The sequence below is a fragment of the Pseudomonas sp. Pseusp88 genome, from assembly GCF_047303955.1.
Lineage (GTDB): Bacteria > Pseudomonadota > Gammaproteobacteria > Pseudomonadales > Pseudomonadaceae > Aquipseudomonas.
This window is the reverse complement of the sequence record NZ_JBGLYM010000009.1, coordinates 15,804-31,882: the sequence shown is the minus strand read 5'-3', so window position 1 is coordinate 31,882 and position 16,079 is coordinate 15,804. Positions and strand designations below refer to the sequence as shown.

Genomic DNA, 16,079 nt, shown 5'->3' with positions numbered 1-16,079 from the left:
GGTTCAGCTCATCAGCTCGCGCAACGCCCGGTGATACTTGGCCGCCCGCTGCAGATCCTTGTCGCTGACGTGCGGCAGACGGGTAAGGTCGAGATTGTCGCGGATGTCGGCGATCTTCACCCGACGCGCGAGATCATTGGGCTTGATGCGGGCAATAAAGTCTTCGTACAGCTCGCCCTCACGCTTGGACAGGCAATCGATGGCAGCCACTGCGGCGTCCGACACCCCCATCGCTCGCAGATCATCGAGGGTCACATCACCATCCTCGACTACGTCATGCAGGACGCTGACGACCTGCTCGTCAACGCCTTCAAACTTAAGCATCAGGCGCAATGGATGCAGGATGTAGGGCTTGCCGGATTTATCGACCTGTCCTGCGTGAACACGGCAAGCAAGGGCGACGGCGGCATCGAGAATGTTCATCGACGGGGAAAACCTTTTTCGTATTCTTCCCGGGTGATTTCCCGGCCGTAGAGTTTGCTGTCAGTGTACAAACGGTTATTGCCAGGAACAGGCTCCGGATGCTCTTCCTCGCCGTAGAACTTCACATACACCGTCTTCGTCAGGTGATCCCAACGGTAGGTGACTTCCTCGAAGTCGTAATCGAGATAGACGTCACGGGTGCCAAAGGCACTGAACTCAATTCCCATTGCCATTCCTCACAGCTTCGTAATAGGCCTTGCTCTGGTCCGCGATGACCTGCGCCTCGGGAGTGGTCTGGTCCGGCAGTACGCGGTAATCCTCGTAATACTTGTGGCCAAGGCCGCCTGGCACATCGGTTTTCGCGGCCACGGCATTATAGGTATCGTCGCCGAGCAGAGCACGTGCCAAGGGTTCGGGCTCTTTGGCGTAGATCATTTCCGGCGAGTTTACCTGGATCTCTCCGGGGATACCGGCGCGGGTCTGCATGGTGGAGTTCACCCCGCTGTAGCCCATTTCGTTGGTGGCGCCGTCGATGATCTTCACATTAGCGCCGCGGTTGGCGAGATCAGCTGCGACCGCATTGATCTGATCCGACTCGACAATAATGGTATTGCGCGCCAGGTCCTTGATCTTGGTCGGATCACCTTTGTAATCGTTGTTGATTTTCTCCAGGGCCCGGGCCTGGGACTTGATCGGCGCCTTGGCCACCTTGCCGCCATATTGCGCGGCGATTTCATCGGCCACGGCGTCGATCTCGGCCTTGGCCGCAGGCGCCTTGGCGTAAACCTCTTCGAACGTTGCCGCCGATTTGGGCGCACCGAGTTTTGCCAGCTTCGGCCCAATGCCCAGCAAGGCCATCCCGGCGACGCCTTGAAACAGATCGCGATACCCCGGCCCAAGGCGGTCACCTAATTCGCCCAGCAACGCCATACCGCCCCAGGCCGTCGCACCGATCAACAAGGCGGTGCCCAGTGCCGCCAGGCCAGCCATGGCCGCCAGCACCAATGCACCGCCCGCTGCCAGCAGCCCAAGCGCTTCGAGGCCGGTGTGCACCCAGCCCTCGAGATCGAGCACGAACGCCACGGCCAGGGTTGGGCCGCCGATAAAAGTGTCTTCGCTGCCGCTCTTGATATGGGCGCCACAGACCATCTTGCTCTGCAGCCGCGCAGCGGGTTTACCGTTGATGTAGACCGTCGCGCTGCCCTCGGCGATCAATACCGGGAACGGCCACATCGGATGGTTCATCGGCAACCCGCTGCACACCGCCGAAACATCCGCTCCGGCGCGCATGGCGTTGCGACTATTGATATAGACGTCGAAACTGCCTCTTATCAGCACCCCCGTCGTGGGTTCAGGCAGCTTGAAGATGGTGCTCAGGCCCTTGACGATCTGGAACATCGACAAACCGCCCGCCGCGATGGAACCGGCCATGATCGCCAGCGCCGCACCGCCCGTGGCCACAGTGGCGCCGACGATTGCCGCGCCTATCAAGGCACCGACCACCGCGCCGCCGATCATGGCTGCGAGGCCGAAGCCGTGGGCTATTTCGTCGCCCAGACGCGCTGCTGCTTGTGCATCCATGGAATAGTCGTGCTTCCTTGATCAGCGGTTTCGAACGTCAGAGTTGGACAAGCTTTGCGACAACTTGATCCGCAGCCTCATCCCGACTTGTGATGGGTACGTCATTTTTCGATGCCTTCCATTAAGCCTCTCGCTGATCAGCCAAGGGTTTTTGCCAGGGGAAAATGTTGCGACCATATGCCTGTGCATCCATGAAATGGTCGGCTTCCTTTTCAGGCTGTTGGAAGCATCAGAAGATCTGCGCAAAATGAGCAACGTATCAGGAACGATATAACTACACTCGTCCCCCGATATATGCTGAGTAGACGGCATTAATAAATGGCCATCAACTTAACCATTGACGAGAAACTTCGCCACTGTCACAGAATTCTTTAAAAATCTGCATGACCAGCTCAAAGTCATGGGTGAGTTGCCGCGCGTCCCAACGATCACCAAGAACCTCGACCATTTCACTGAGCGCCGCAGGATTGGTGTACGACCGTACATAGGTGTCGTCGTCAGTGGCCTCAAGCAACGTAACCAGATAGATTCTGTTTTCAGCGACCAACTGCATACTGATCGGACCAGGATCCGGGGCATCGACAAGATCAAGGCAGACTGTGCCAGCCTGCTCCCGGAGCTTGGTCAGATAGGGGCAGACATCATCCCAGCTCTCGGCATACTGGCTGCCACCTGAGGTGATGCCATCGATCAAGATAGTCCACGAGACAAGCATCTTCATTCGCCTTTGCTCACAGTAAATCGCTTCATTCCTTGCTCCCAACTGAGCGTGTTTCCAGTGTTTTGTTCATATATGGTCAGTGACTTCAATTCCGCTGCCTTCGCCATGGAAACTACATCTGACCTGCAGTAATCACAAACTGCCTTGCCGGTAACAGTCATCGTCATATCCTGCCCCTTTGTCAGACCTTGTTCATGCGCTTGCTGAATGACCCCTACCTCGGCATGAGCATCTGCCATGTTGCCATTTGGCGATCGCTTTCCGGAGGCAAGATCCCTTGCGATCACTTTTTCTGAAATAAGCGTGGGATGATTTGGATCGGCTAGCGCCGCCGACCTGGCCGTCTGGTTTACATCTGTGAAGACGGCGTTCCCGACTTTTCCTTGCGCCACAACAACAGGGACGACCGGCTCATCCGGCATGACGCCTGCCCTGGACTGCGCTGCCGCAGCAGGAGCCTCCTCAGATGACTCTATGGTGTTGGGCTTACCAGGCTTCGCTAATTTCGCCCCCATGCCAAGCAAGGCCATCCCGGCGACGCCTTGAAACAGATCGCGATACCCCGGCCCAAGGCGGTCACCCAGATCGCCCAGCAACGCCATGCCACCCCAGGCCGTCGCGCCGATCAACAAGGCGGTGCCCAGTGCCGCCAGGCCAGCCATGGCCGCAAGCACCAATGCACCGCCCGCTGCCAGCAGCCCAAGCGCTTCGAGACCGGTGTGCACCCAGCCCTCGAGATCGAGCACGAACGCCACGGCCAGGGTCGGCCCGCCGATAAAGGTATCTTCGCTGCCGCTTTTGATATGGGCGCCACAGACCATCTTGCTCTGCAGTCGCGCAGCGGGTTTACCGTTGATGTAAACCGTCGCGCTGCCCTCGGCGATCAGCACCGGGAACGGCCACATCGGATGGTTCATCGGCAGCCCGCTGCACACCGCCGAAACATCCGCTCCGGCGCGCATGGCGTTGCGACTATTGATATAGACGTCGAAACTGCCTCTTATCAGCACCCCCGTCGTGGGTTCAGGCAGCTTGAAGATGGTGCTCAGGCCCTTGACGATCTGAAACATCGACAAGCCGCCCGCCGCGATGGAACCGGCCATGATCGCCAGCGCCGCACCGCCCGTGGCCACAGTGGCGCCGACGATTGCCGCGCCTATCAAGGCACCCACCACCGCGCCGCCGATCATGGCTGCGAGGCCGAAGCCGTGGGCTATTTCGTCGCCCAGACGCGCTGCTGCTTGTGCATCCATGGAATAGTCGTGCTTCCTTGATCAGCAGTTTCGAACATCAGGGTTGGACAAGCTTTGCGACAACTTGATCCGCAGCCTCATCCCGACTTGTGATGGGTACGTCATTTTTCGATGCCTTCCATAACATCCACCCGTGAACGAAAAGCAGCAACATGCTTTCTGCAATCGATCCTGGAGCAAGGTCTGATCCCAGGCTCTCGCCACCATGTACATCTGTCACAAGACACTCAGACGGCGACTGCGGTCGGTAAGCGCTATGGAAACCCTGTGACTTTAAAGGTTGAATCCCTGCGCATGCACCAACAGGGATACACTTTTTTCTAGGCTGAAAATGGCATCTGGCTGACAGACCATGTACCTGTGTCTTTCATTCAGCAGGACTAATCGTCTGCACTGGAAGTCGAAACCCCTCTGGCAAGATGGGGGAATCGTAGAGAAAAGGTTTCACTTTTTACCGCCTCCGCAAATGCGTGGTGGGTTCGGCGAGCCATAAGGATTGTCAGTGGCAAAGCTGCCGGTCAGGGCTGGACCGTGTTGTAGCCACTAAAGCTGGGTTGTCACAACAAAATCGCTGCCCAACTCCGCACGCAGTTGGTCAGCCAATCGATGGCCTTGAGCCTTGAACCTCTGTTCCAGCTCTTCACTCTCGAATCCCGAGTCTTGCGGCGCATCCATGTTCAGCGTTGCGTCGTAGTCCTGGGCCCACGCTTTCAGCCCGGCTTGGAGCTCTGTAGAAATTGGCAATGACTCAGGGTCGATATCGCCGAACTCATCCGGCGACACGTGCCAGAGTGGATGGCATTCATAATCGGCCATCAGTTTGATCGTTTTCACTTAACAGCTCCTCCTGGGTTCGCGCCGACGATATAGCCGTTACTGCCTATAGTCACCGCCAGACGTTGCGTTTGCCCGTTGATTATCAGCTCATAAATTGGTCGCCCAGTCCCGTCCCCTGATAACCGACGATCTTGCCAGAGGAGCATCGCTTACTCGCTGCATCGTCGGATATCGGCCAGCATGTCGATAAACTCTGCTTCGCTCATCTCGAATTCCGGGCCCTCGGCCATCGCCATCAAGACCAGCAGATCCCGATCCAGACGTCCCGATATCTCAAGACCATGATCCTGATAGATCTTGAATGCCACGCTAGCCACCTTGGTCGGGTAATAGCCGCCGATCAACGTTCTCTCAAGCTCGGCAGCCATATCTTTGGCCGAATAGGTCATTTCCAGCTCTCCAATTCTGCTCCGGTCGGTGGGTAATGCTGGGCGCTTACAGGCTGCCCGTTAATGCTTTTCGGATGAACGCGAATTACATTCCCCGATTGGTCGTAACTCTCCATCCACTGCCTCGTCTGCCCGGTCCCAGGATTATGCTCGGTGACAAAGGATGCACCACGTGTTTTACCCGCACTACGCGCCGGTACTTCTTCTGTGTAATAACGAACACGCCCATCCGGCAATGTCCTGGTGGTTGCGGCACTTTGTTGGGCCTTTTGCAAACCGGACAGTTTGGCCTTGAGCGCTGCCTGGGCGTTTACGTTCGCAGCCTCACGCGTAGTCGGTGGAACAGAACGGGCACCCGCAGGAGCAGACCCTCTGGGTGAGCGCAGTGCCAGCCTGGCCCCGCCGCCCAGCAACGCCATTGCGCCGACACCTTGCAATAGATCGCGATACCCCGGCCCAAGGCGGTCACCCAGATCGCCCAGCAACGCCATGCCACCCCAGGCCGTCGCACCGATCAACAAGGCGGTACCCAGTGCCGCGAAACCCGCCATGGCCGCCAGGACCAATGCACCGCCCGCTGCCAGCAGCCCAAGCGCTTCGAGACCGGTGTGCACCCAGCCCTCGAGATCGAGCACGAACGCCACGGTCAGGGTTGGGCCGCCGATAAAGGTGTCTTCGCTGCCGCTCTTGATATGGGCGCCACAGACCATCTTGCTCTGCAGTCGCGCAGCGGGTTTACCGTTGATGTAGACCGTCGCACTGCCCTCGGCGATCAGCACCGGGAACGGCCACATCGGATGGTTCATCGGCAACCCGCTGCACACCGCCGAAACATCTGCTCCGGCGCGCATGGCGTTGCGACTATTGATATAGACGTCGAAACTGCCTCTTATCAACACCCCAGTCGTGGGTTCAGGCAGCTTGAAGATGGTGCTCAGGCCCTTGACGATCTGAAACATCGACAAACCGCCCGCCGCAATGGAACCGGCCATGATAGCCAACGCCGCACCGCCGGTAGCCACGGTGGCGCCAATCACGGCCGCGCCAATCAAGGCCCCCACCACTGCGCCGCCGATCATGGCCGCGAGGCCGAAGCCGTGGGCTATTTCGTCGCCTAAACGTGCTGCTGCCTGTGCATCCATTGCCGGGTCTGCATTGCTTATCGAACGGTCTTAACCTGCGTCAGACAACCTGTGGTTGCGGAACCAGCGACTGCATGGCCTGTTTCCAGGCTGCGTCGTGGTGCGCGATGTCATCCGGCGTAGTGGTCAGAGTGGTGATCAGAACGGCAGGTTTTCGCTCGACGAATACCTGGCGCAGCATCAGATCACGACCTTCGCGCTGCCAGGTGTAGTCCAGCAAGGTGGCGGCGTGGCCGTGGAGAATGAAGTCCCAGCGTTTGACCAGTTTGAAGCCGGGCAATTGCTGCTCCGCGCTCTGCAGTTGGCGGCTGACGTAATCAGCGAAGGGTGTATCGCCCTGGCTGGGGTCGCGACTGATGACGAAGCTGGCTTCTTTAGCGCTCCCCGTGGCGGGCAATTTGAAGATGTTGATGCTCTGATCCTGCCAGGCATCAGGGATATCGAGATCGGCTTCCTGAATTCGGTATTGGCTCACGTGCTTCGCTTTCCATAGGTGAATGACTCGCAGCACTGGAATCTTCGGGCAACAGGCCACAACGCGCAACGCCGGGTTGCTCAGGTCATGGGCTGTGTCTCGTTTTGCCTTGAATGGGTGCAGGCGCGGCTGGTTTTAAGACACTGAATCGACTAAATCGGTTCAGGCGTGAGCGAAATGTCCGCAGCAGGGCCACACTTATTTATCAACTCAGGCAGTCAATCGGGCATGATGCGCAGCGCGGGCGAATCAGTTGCCCTCGGGCAAGGTAATCGACGAAGGAGTCGCGCGGTATGGCACAGAAAGAGTTGTTGACCGCTCTGGAAGCATTGATCGATTTGCTGAAAAAAGACGCCAAGCAAGGGCCTGCGGGGCTGTTGCAGAAAGTAGCCGGCGAAATCCGGGAAACCGGGGACCTCAACAGGGCGGCCAGGGAGCTGTCCGAGTTCCGTAACGAAGGTCATAACGAAGATTTCTCGAATGACGAGGAAGATTTGCTGGATGACGTGCTGGATCAGGCGGCCATGTATGTAGGCAACCGCCCCTGAAGTGATACAGCCATAGCGAAAGGCTTACACGCCATCGCGGCATTTCACCCTGTCATGTCCGACAAGGTCTGGGTAAGATTGGATCCAACGACTGGTGTGCAGGGAGCGCACCAGGATCAGGGACGATCGACCATGGCCGGGACGGCTTTCTGACAGGCTGTCGGGATGGTCTTGAGAAAAACCCGCTTCGGCGGGTTTTTTTGTGCCTGTCAGAAAGTCGCGCAATGGCATGTGCGCAGCTCAATAGCGCACGTAACTAACTGACCGGTAGATATAAAACCAGGTATGCGGCCCTTTAGTCATATGACGGTTATCCTGTACCCGCCTTATACAAATACAGTGACAGCGATATGACAGCATCTGTAACTGTTAACTTACAAACATGAACATTAATTTACCTTAGGCAAGCCAACGTAAATTTAATGAAAAGATTGTCACACCGGTAATTTCAGGGCGTAGGCTCAGGCTCTTATTCAACACCCGCTACAGGCCACTTCGATGAATCGCTTACTCTGGAAGTTGCTTCCAAAGACGCAGCGTGAATTACTGCTTGAGCGTCTTTCCGTCATTGATCGGCAGGTCGTGAACAAGACCCTGTCCGGCAGAAACCGCTTCCCCGCAGCCTTTGACCATTTGGAGTGCGTGTTCATCCACGTCCCCAAGTGCGCGGGCAGCAGTGTGGCGACAGCGCTGTTCGGCAGCACACCAACGGGGCACATGCCGCTGTATTGGTACGAGAAGCAGTTCAACGAGCGTTATCAGCACTACTTCAAGTTCGGCTTTGTCCGCGATCCGCTACAGCGCGCCTGGTCGGCCTATAGTTACTTGCTGCAGAACCCGCAAAGTCGTGACAAGGCCGCCTATGAACTGGTCAGTAAGTACCCAAGTTTCAATGCATTTATCGATAACTGGCTGCACCCGGAAAACCTGACTAAACAGATTCATTTCGCGCCACAGTATTACTTCCTGCAAAACACCATGGGCCGTATTGAAGTCGACTTCATTGGCCGTCAGGAAAGCCTCGCCGCAGACTTCCGTACCTTGTGCGAGCATCTGCACGTCAAGGCTGAACTGCCCCATATCAATCGCTCACCGGCACCGACTCATGACCCGGCTTCGTTTTCCAGCGCAGCCGTGCGCCGTCGTGTCCGGGATGTCTATGCACGTGACTACGAGTTATTCGCCTATGACTGATATCAAACTCAAGGAGCAGCGCCCGACCCTGATAGCGCCCGTCATGATGGTCGAGCGCGGCCAGCGCGAAGAAATGAAACAACAGCGCGCCTGCTGTATCTGGTTGACCGGGCTGTCCGGCGCAGGCAAATCCACCTTGGGCAACCGCCTGGATCAATCTCTGCAAGCCAGTGGCCTGCACAGCTACATGCTCGACGGTGATCGCCTGCGCCAGGGGCTCTGCCAGGACCTGGGCATGAGCGATGGTGATCGCCATGAGAATATCCGCCGTATTGCCGAGGTCGCGAAGTTGATGGTCGATGCCGGACTGATTGTGATCGTCTCGGCCATCTCACCGTTCCGCGCCGACCGTGATGCGGTCAGGCAGCACCTGAACGCCGATCAGTTCGTCGAGATCCACGTCAACACGCCGTTGAGCGAATGCGCCCGACGCGACGCCAAGGGTCTGTACCGCGCCGTACGCGAAGGCCGGATCAAGAATTTCACGGGTATCGACAGCCCTTATGAGGCGCCGTTGAATCCGGAATACAGCATCGACACCAGCAACGACGACGGCAGCCGCCTGATCGAGCAGTTGGTGATTCAGCAGATGGGCGGGATGCGCGAGCAGGTGGTGGTGCGGGATGCGATGAGGTTTATCAGCGGGGTTTGAAACAAATCGCGGGTTTAATGTGGGACCGGCTTCATCCGGGAAGACGCCTTCCCGGCTGAAGCCGGTCCCACAGGATAAATACCTCAACCCGGAGTATTACTCCGCCGCTTCCCCGCTACCACCCAGCTGACCAACCTTGCTGGTCATATTGTTGACGAACTGCTCAAGCGGCATTTTCTCGCCGTTAAAGTCCACGGTGTTCGCGGCGTAGTGCAGGCTGGAAACCACGTTGTCGCCTTCGACCTTGGCGATCTGCAGGGCGGTGGCCATGCCCGCAACCATATCGGCGGCGGCAGTGGCTGACTCGTCCATGGTCTTGGCGTCCAGTTGGTCACCCAGGGTGAACTTGGCTTGCAGCAGCGACAGGTCTTTCATCATCGGCTTGGACAGGACCAGTTTGGCGTCCAGTTGCGAGATGGCGTTCTTGCCCAGATCAGCCGAACTTTCCTGTTGATCCAGTTTGCCCGGATCGGCCAGGTCGACAGCCAGGCTCATATGGCTTTCGCCGTTGGCGGTCTTGAGCCCCAACTTGCTCAGCTCGACGTGAGGTTTGCCGGCCAGGAGTTTTTCCAGTTCGGCGTTGAGCCAGTCCTGATCGGCCTTGCTCAGGTTCAGCTCGAATGGGCGATCAGCCAGGGCTGCCGCCTGTTGCTGAGGCATGATCTTGGTCTGATACAGCTGGTACAGCGCCTGGGTCGCAGTGACGTCGAAGTTGCTGAATTTCCAGGCCATTGATGCCGAACCAATGTCATTGCCATTGAAGCTGATCATGCCGATGTCGTAGTTGATCTGCCCGGCCAGATTGCCGCCTTCTTCCTGCATCAGGTTGGTGTTGGCGAAGCTCTTGATGACAACAGGCGGTGTGCCCGCGGCTTCTACCGACAGGTTATCGAACTTGACGTTGGTGTGACCCAGGTAGAAACCGGATTTACCCTTGGTGCCGCCGGTGTCGAAAGTCATGCCTTTGAATTCGATCTTCATCGGCTGCTCTTCGCCGACGATGTCCAGCACCAGATTGTCCAGATTGCCGACAGCCTTGATTTTCTCGGCTTCGGCCGTGCCTTCGAAGTTGAGATTCAGGCCGGAGAAGTTCACGGTGTTGCCCGCGTCCTTGATCTCCAGCGGCGTGAGTTGCAGATTGCCGGCGACAGCACGGTCATAGCCAACGACGACGTCACCGTGCAGTGGCGCTACACCTTTGGTCACGGTGTACCACTTCTCGGTCATCTCGGTTTTTTCCAGCTCGAAGCGGCTCAGGGCCATGACCGGCACCAGGTTCAGCTTCTTCAGGCGCGAGAAAGGAATCGGGCCGTGCTCGATATGATCGACAAACTGGAAGGCCACGTCTTTATTGCCTTCGGACAGGTTCTCGTCATGAATCTTCAGGCTGTAGTGGGCAACGCTGCTGAAGGTGCCGCGCTCGAACGATGTCAGCTCAATGCTCATTTTGTTGTCGCGGCCCAGGGAGCCGTTGATCTGCGCGTTGGCCTTGTCGATCGAGTCCCGCAGCACACCTTCCAGGCGTGAGCCCGTGTACCACGCTCCGCCAGTGGCCAATGCCCCTGCTACGACGATGACGCCTACTACGATGCCTGCTGTTTTGCTCATGTGTTAACTCGACCGTGTCCGTATGTTGGATGGAAACTCTTCCCTGATCCCGCAGTGGGCTGGGGCGACCCGGCAACCATGAGGCTGCCGTAAATCGGGGAGAGGTTATCACTTGGGGTTTGCCATCACCCGGTCTTATGCCCGTTGTGTGGCGTACTGCGCTTTTTTTCCGCTTGCTGTGACCTGCCAGCCGGCATTTCGTGCGGCGACGCAAGGATAGTCGCTAGCCATTTTCTTTGTGCAAGTTGTAGGCTGAGACCTATTTCAAAAAACAACACGAGATTTTCGATAATGAGCGCACAGCAAAATCCGCGGGGCCCGGTCAAAGCGGTGATTTTCGATATGGATGGGCTGCTGCTGGACACCGAGGGTGTCTACACCGAAGTCACCGACCTGATTGCCAAACGCTACGGCAAAAGTTTCGATTGGGCGCTCAAGCAAAACACCATCGGCCGTGGCGCCCGGGATTTCTCCGAGTATGTGATCAACGCTTTGGAGCTGCCGCTCTCGGTGGACGAGTTCCTTGAGGTGCGCCAGCCCATGCTTGACGAGCGCTTCCCTCTTGCCTTGCCGATGCCCGGCGCCGAAGCACTGGTGCGACATCTGGCGGCACATGACATCCCCATCGCCGTCGGTACCAGTTCGTCGATCCATTACTTCCACGCCAAGACCGAGCGCCATCAGGCCTGGTTCGAGCTGTTCGAAACCGTCGTCACAGCGGATCACCCTGAGGTCGGTGCGGCGAAGCCTGCTCCGGATATTTTCCTGGTTGCCGCCAGCAAGCTGGGGATTGCGCCCGCCGATTGCCTGGTGTTCGAAGACTCACCCTTCGGCGTAACCGCCGCCAAGGCCGCCGGGATGTACGCCGTGGCTGTACCGGATTCGCATATGCCGGTTGAGCAGTACGAGCATGCGGATCTGTTGCTGGGCTCTCTGGCGGATTTTCCGCTGGAGGCTTGGGGGCTGCCAGCCATGAAGGCCTGAGGTTGATTGACGTTGGAGCGAGGCTTGCCCGCGAACCAAACGACACGGCGAACCTGGTAAACCGTGTCGAATCATTCGCGGGCAAGCCTCGCTCCCACAGGATATGCCTCTGGCTAATTGCTACTTGGCCCCGCACGTAGTTAGAATGCGATCAATTCTTAATTACATTCGGGCATGAACGCCCGGAGCGAAGTCAGTGGCTTCCATGTCGTCAGCCGATCGTTCCCTCAATCAGCATTTCCATACCCTGTACAGCGAGCACAACAGCTGGCTGCAGGGTTGGCTCGGGCGCAAACTGGGTAATGCCAGCGATGCGGCGGACCTGGCCCATGACACTTTCCTGCGGGTGCTCAGCCGTCAGGTGCAGCATCTGGGCAGTGAGCCACGTGCCCTGCTCACCCATATCGCCAAGGGCCTGGTGATCGACCGCTGGCGGCGACAGGACGTGGAGCGGGCCTATCTGGAGAGTATCGCGCACCTGCCCGAGCCGCAGGTGCCCTCGCCGGAAACCCGCCTGCTGATCCTCGAAGCGCTGTACCGCGTCGAAGCCATGTTGCGTGAATTGCCGGACACGACCTGCCGCGCTTTCCTGCTGTCGCAGATCGACGGCCTGACTTATCCACAGATCGCCGCTGAACTTGGCGTCTCCCTGATCAGCGTCAAACGCTACATGCGCGACGCTTTCCTCGCCTGTCTGAGCGTGGCCTGATGAATCCCCCCATCGACCCGCAGATCCTCGGCGAGGCCGCCGACTGGCTGGTGCAGTTGCAGTCCGGGGCGGCGACCGACGAGGACCATCGCGCGATTCAATCCTGGCGCAACCGTAGCGCCCAGCACGCCCAAGCCTGGCAACGGGCCGAATCGCTGCTCGGTGATTTGCGCAAGGTGCCGGGCTCGATGAACGCCGAGACCCTGCATCGCATCAGCCGAAACCCCGGCATCGGCCGGCGCCAGGCGCTCAATCGCCTGGGTCTGTTGTTGCTTGGCGGACCGGCGCTGTGGCTGGCTAGCAAGGAGCTGCCGTGGCAGCAATGGACAGCCGACCAGCGCACGGCCGTCGGCGAACAGAAGAACCTGACCCTGCCCGATGGCTCGCGCCTGCTGCTCAACACCGCCAGCGCGGTGAATATCATCTTCAACGCCAATGAGCGACGGATCAGATTGCTGAGCGGTGAACTGCTGATCAGCACCGCCAAGGATCCTGCGCCCACCTCACGGCCCTTTATCGTCGAGACCGATCAGGGCAGCGCCCGCGCATTGGGTACGCGCTTCAGCGTGCGCAGCGACGGTCCACGCAGCAAGGTTGCGGTACTGGAAGGCGCAGTGGCCCTGCAACCCGCCGACGCCAGCCAGAGCCTGATACTCAATGCAGGTGAACAAGGCGCCTTTAACCGCGTCGCCGTGCTGCCTGCCGAGCCGCTGGATGCCAATGCCCTGAGCTGGGAAAACGGCATGCTGCTGGCGAGCAATATGCGCCTGGCGGATCTGCTGGGCGAACTGGGGCGCTATCGTCCCGGCATGCTGCGCTGCCATGACAGCGTGGCGAATCTGCGAGTGTCCGGGGCGTTCCCGCTGCGCGACACCGACGCCAGCCTGCGCCTGCTGCAAAGCACCCTGCCGGTCACCCTCAGCAGCCTGACGCGCTACTGGGTGGCGATTGAACCGCGTCAGTCGTAAAAATTTTTCGAATCCGCTGATACCTTTTTCCGCCTCGTCCGGTGTGCAGATAACGCCTCCATTTATCTGCGCCGACAGGAATACCGAACAATGATGCCCAGGTCGCTCCAGCCCCGCTCACGCTTCAATCCTTTCCACCTGAAAGCACTGAGCATCGCCATTGCCCTGACGGCCACGCTACCGCTGCACAGTGCCCGGGCCGCACAAGCTGTCGAGAGCAGCGTGGCACGCACCTTTGCCATTGCTCCCGGCCCGCTTGGCCAGGTCCTGGCGCAGTTCGCCGCCCAGACCGGCGTGCCGCTGTCGTTCGATGCCACGTTGCTGAACAATCGCCAGAGTGAAGGCCTGCAAGGCAGCTACACAGTTCAGGACGGCTTTACTCACTTGCTGGCGGACAGCAGCTATACCTTGCTAAGCACTGGCGACAATGGCTATACCGTCGCCCCTGTGGTCAATGCCGGTGATGCCGTGGAACTGGGCGCGACCACGATCAACGGCGAGCTGAGCAGCAGCGCAGGTGACACCTACGAAGGTGGTCAGGTCGCCCGCAGCGCGCGCCTTGGTGTGCTGGGCAATCAGGAAATCAAAGACGTACCGTTCAGTGTGGTCAGCTTTACCGCCAAGACCATCGCCGACCAGCAGGCCCGCACCGTGGGGGATGTGCTGCTCAATGATGCCTCGGTACGCCAGTCTGCAGGCTTCGGTAACTTTTCCCAGGTCTTCACCATTCGTGGCCTGCCACTGGATACCGCAGATATCTCGTTCAACGGCCTCTATGGCGTGCTGCCGAGGCAGATCATCACCACCGAGGCGCTGGAGCGGGTCGAGCTGTTCAAAGGCCCCAATGCCTTCGTCAACGGCGTAACGCCGGGTGGCAGCGGGATTGGCGGCAGCGTCAATCTGGTGTCCAAACGCGCTCAGGACACGCCGACGCGCAGCTTCACCACCGACTACAGCAGCGGCGGCCAAGTGGGCGAGCATCTTGACCTGGGCCAGCGCTTTGGCGAGAACAACCAGTTCGGCGCACGCATCAACCTGGCCCAGCACGAGGGCGGCACCGCCATCGATGACGAAGCCCACCGCAGCGTGCTGGCGACCATCGGCCTGGACTACCGCAGTGAGCGCCTGCGCCTGTCAACCGACCTGGGCTACCAGAAGGAGCGCATCAACGAAGGTCGCGCCGTGGTCTACCCGAGCGGTACATCGGTGCCCCACGCGCCGTCAGCCAGGAACAACTATTCACAGGACTGGACCTGGTCGCAGCTGGAGGACACTTTCGGCATGGTCAACGGCGAGTACGACCTCAACGATAACTGGACGGTGTATGCCGGCGGCGGCGCCAAACACACTCGGGAGAACGGCATCTATTCCTCGCTCTATACCAGCGATGCCAGTGGTGCGGCGCGAGGCGGCTTCCTCTATCCGCCTCACGACGAGGACAACACCAGTGCCATGGGCGGCCTCAATGGGCATTTCCAGACCGGGCCGGTCAGCCACAAGATGAACTTCGGCCTGTCCGGCGTCTGGGGCGAGCAGCGCTCGGCCTATGAGGCGCTGTACACCGCCAGCCGCTTCCCGGGCAACCTGTATAACCCGGTGCGAGTGGCCCGCCCCGTGCCACCGGCGACCTACTTCGGCAGCGACCTGCATGACCCGCGCGTCGTCGGCAAGAATCGCATGAAAAGCGTCGCCGCCTCCGACACCCTGGGCTTGCTCGATGACCGGGTGCTGCTGACAGTAGGCGTGCGTCGTCAGACCATCGAAGTCGACGCCTGGAACACCGCCACGGGCGTGCGCAACTCGAACTACGATGAGTCGATTACGACGCCTGTGTACGGCCTGGTCATCAAGCCGTGGGAGCATGTGTCGTTCTATGCCAACCGTATCGAAGGCCTGGCCCAGGGACCGACTTCGCCGACTACCGGCGTGACCAACCCCAACGAAGTGTTCCCGCCCAAGCGCAGCAAGCAGACCGAGGCCGGGGTCAAGCTGGACTGGGACAGCTTCGGCGCAACCCTCGGCGTGTACCGCATCGAGCAGCCCAACAGCGCCACTTACCCGAATGCCGGCTCAGTCCTCGGAACGTTCAGCGTTGATGGCGAACAGGTCAACAAGGGCGCCGAGCTGAACCTGTTCGGTGAGCCGATCCAGGGGCTGCGCTTGTTGGCCGGTGCGGCATGGATGGACACCGAGCTGAGCAAGACCGCGGGTGGCCTTACCGATGGCAACCGCGCCGCAGGCGTGCCGCGCTTCCAGTTCAATCTGGGCGGCGACTGGGATATTCCGGGGCTCAAGGGCGCAGCCCTGAATGCCCGGCTGCTGCGAACCGGCGGGCAATACGTGAACAGCACCAACACCCTGAGTATCCCGGCCTGGACCCGCGTCGATCTCGGCGGTCGTTATCAATTCAAACTCGACGAACGCAACGTGACCCTGCGCGCCAACCTGGAAAACGTCGCCAACAAAGCCTACTGGGCCTCGGCTTCCACGGCGAACAACTACCTGACCCAGGGCGAGCCACGCACGTTCAAGTTGTCGGCCACCGTCGATTTCTAAAAGGAGGCGCTACCTACCCGTTGGAGCGAGGCTTGCCCG

At 59.2% G+C, this 16,079-nt stretch carries 17 protein-coding genes and 1 pseudogene; 8 read left to right on the top strand and 10 right to left on the bottom strand.

All coding sequences use genetic code 11. The features are described from left to right. Window positions 1-3: 3 nt before the first annotated feature. From ACCD02_RS13955 to ACCD02_RS13935, 5 genes are all read right to left on the bottom strand, one after another. Window positions 4-423: a GTP pyrophosphokinase gene (locus tag ACCD02_RS13955; protein ID WP_413302560.1), complete on the bottom strand. Its 420-nt coding sequence runs from the start codon at window positions 421-423 to the stop codon at window positions 4-6. Next, the gene (locus ACCD02_RS13950; RefSeq protein ID WP_413302558.1) at window positions 420-650 is read right to left on the bottom strand and encodes a hypothetical protein; all 231 of its coding nucleotides are present in this window, start codon (window positions 648-650) and stop codon (window positions 420-422) included. The genes ACCD02_RS13955 and ACCD02_RS13950 overlap by 4 nt, the downstream gene beginning before the upstream one ends. Continuing rightward, window positions 640-2,004 carry a PAAR domain-containing protein gene (locus ACCD02_RS13945; protein ID WP_413302555.1) on the bottom strand — a complete coding sequence of 455 codons (1,365 nt, stop codon included), beginning with the start codon at window positions 2,002-2,004 and terminating at the stop codon, window positions 640-642. Before ACCD02_RS13945 ends, ACCD02_RS13950 begins: the two co-directional genes overlap by 11 nt. 325 nt (window positions 2,005-2,329) lie before the next feature. Beyond that, a complete protein-coding gene (locus tag ACCD02_RS13940) occupies window positions 2,330-2,725 on the bottom strand; it encodes a DUF6911 family protein (RefSeq protein WP_413302551.1) in 396 nt (131 codons plus the stop codon). Then, window positions 2,722-3,978, bottom strand: a complete 1,257-nt coding sequence (locus tag ACCD02_RS13935; RefSeq protein WP_413302548.1) for a PAAR domain-containing protein — start codon at window positions 3,976-3,978, stop codon at window positions 2,722-2,724. Before ACCD02_RS13935 ends, ACCD02_RS13940 begins: the two co-directional genes overlap by 4 nt. A 147-nt stretch (window positions 3,979-4,125) precedes the next feature. Between ACCD02_RS13935 and ACCD02_RS13930 the strand changes: the two are divergent. Next, window positions 4,126-4,302 (top strand): annotated as a pseudogene (locus ACCD02_RS13930) (RNA 2'-phosphotransferase); the annotation flags it as partial. Window positions 4,303-4,521: 219 nt separating this feature from the next. Here the strand turns inward: ACCD02_RS13930 and ACCD02_RS13925 are convergent. From ACCD02_RS13925 to ACCD02_RS13910, 4 genes are all read right to left on the bottom strand, one after another. Then, complete coding sequence (locus ACCD02_RS13925; protein ID WP_413302546.1) at window positions 4,522-4,812, bottom strand: hypothetical protein; 291 nt, start codon at window positions 4,810-4,812, stop codon at window positions 4,522-4,524. 152 nt (window positions 4,813-4,964) lie between these two features. Beyond that, on the bottom strand, window positions 4,965-5,204 hold the full coding sequence (locus ACCD02_RS13920) for a hypothetical protein (RefSeq protein WP_413302543.1): 240 nt from the start codon (window positions 5,202-5,204) through the stop codon (window positions 4,965-4,967). Continuing rightward, window positions 5,201-6,346, bottom strand: coding sequence for a PAAR domain-containing protein (locus ACCD02_RS13915; RefSeq protein ID WP_413302541.1), 1,146 nt, complete (start codon window positions 6,344-6,346; stop codon window positions 5,201-5,203). Before ACCD02_RS13915 ends, ACCD02_RS13920 begins: the two co-directional genes overlap by 4 nt. Window positions 6,347-6,386: 40 nt before the next feature. Beyond that, window positions 6,387-6,821: a DcrB-related protein gene (locus ACCD02_RS13910; protein WP_413302539.1), complete on the bottom strand. Its 435-nt coding sequence runs from the start codon at window positions 6,819-6,821 to the stop codon at window positions 6,387-6,389. Between the two features lie 293 nt (window positions 6,822-7,114). Here ACCD02_RS13910 and ACCD02_RS13905 point away from each other — a divergent pair, with 293 nt between their 5' ends. The 3 genes from ACCD02_RS13905 (at window position 7,115) to cysC (ending at window position 9,215) form a co-directional block, all read left to right on the top strand. After that, entirely contained in the window at window positions 7,115-7,369 is a 255-nt protein-coding gene (locus tag ACCD02_RS13905) for a hypothetical protein (RefSeq protein ID WP_413302536.1), read from the top strand. 498 nt (window positions 7,370-7,867) lie between these two features. Next, entirely contained in the window at window positions 7,868-8,563 is a 696-nt protein-coding gene (locus ACCD02_RS13900; RefSeq protein ID WP_413302533.1) for a sulfotransferase family 2 domain-containing protein, read from the top strand. Further along, window positions 8,556-9,215, top strand: coding sequence for an adenylyl-sulfate kinase (gene cysC, locus ACCD02_RS13895; protein ID WP_413302530.1), 660 nt, complete (start codon window positions 8,556-8,558; stop codon window positions 9,213-9,215). Before ACCD02_RS13900 ends, cysC begins: the two co-directional genes overlap by 8 nt. Before the next feature lie 96 nt (window positions 9,216-9,311). On the opposite strand, the gene ACCD02_RS13890 is transcribed toward cysC, so the two are convergent. After that, on the bottom strand, window positions 9,312-10,823 hold the full coding sequence (locus tag ACCD02_RS13890; RefSeq protein ID WP_413302528.1) for a YdgA family protein: 1,512 nt from the start codon (window positions 10,821-10,823) through the stop codon (window positions 9,312-9,314). A 291-nt stretch (window positions 10,824-11,114) separates the two neighbouring features. Between ACCD02_RS13890 and ACCD02_RS13885 the strand changes: the two genes are divergently transcribed. The 4 genes from ACCD02_RS13885 (at window position 11,115) to ACCD02_RS13870 (ending at window position 16,040) form a co-directional block, all read left to right on the top strand. Next, window positions 11,115-11,807, top strand: a complete 693-nt coding sequence (locus ACCD02_RS13885; protein WP_413302525.1) for an HAD-IA family hydrolase — start codon at window positions 11,115-11,117, stop codon at window positions 11,805-11,807. Between the two features lie 205 nt (window positions 11,808-12,012). Continuing rightward, window positions 12,013-12,516, top strand: coding sequence for a sigma-70 family RNA polymerase sigma factor (locus ACCD02_RS13880; protein ID WP_413302522.1), 504 nt, complete (start codon window positions 12,013-12,015; stop codon window positions 12,514-12,516). Beyond that, window positions 12,516-13,484: a FecR domain-containing protein gene (locus ACCD02_RS13875; protein WP_413302520.1), complete on the top strand. Its 969-nt coding sequence runs from the start codon at window positions 12,516-12,518 to the stop codon at window positions 13,482-13,484. Before ACCD02_RS13880 ends, ACCD02_RS13875 begins: the two co-directional genes overlap by 1 nt. A gap of 90 nt (window positions 13,485-13,574) precedes the next feature. Further along, window positions 13,575-16,040 carry a TonB-dependent siderophore receptor gene (locus ACCD02_RS13870; RefSeq protein ID WP_413302518.1) on the top strand — a complete coding sequence of 822 codons (2,466 nt, stop codon included), beginning with the start codon at window positions 13,575-13,577 and terminating at the stop codon, window positions 16,038-16,040. The last annotated feature ends 39 nt before the right edge of the window (window positions 16,041-16,079 follow it).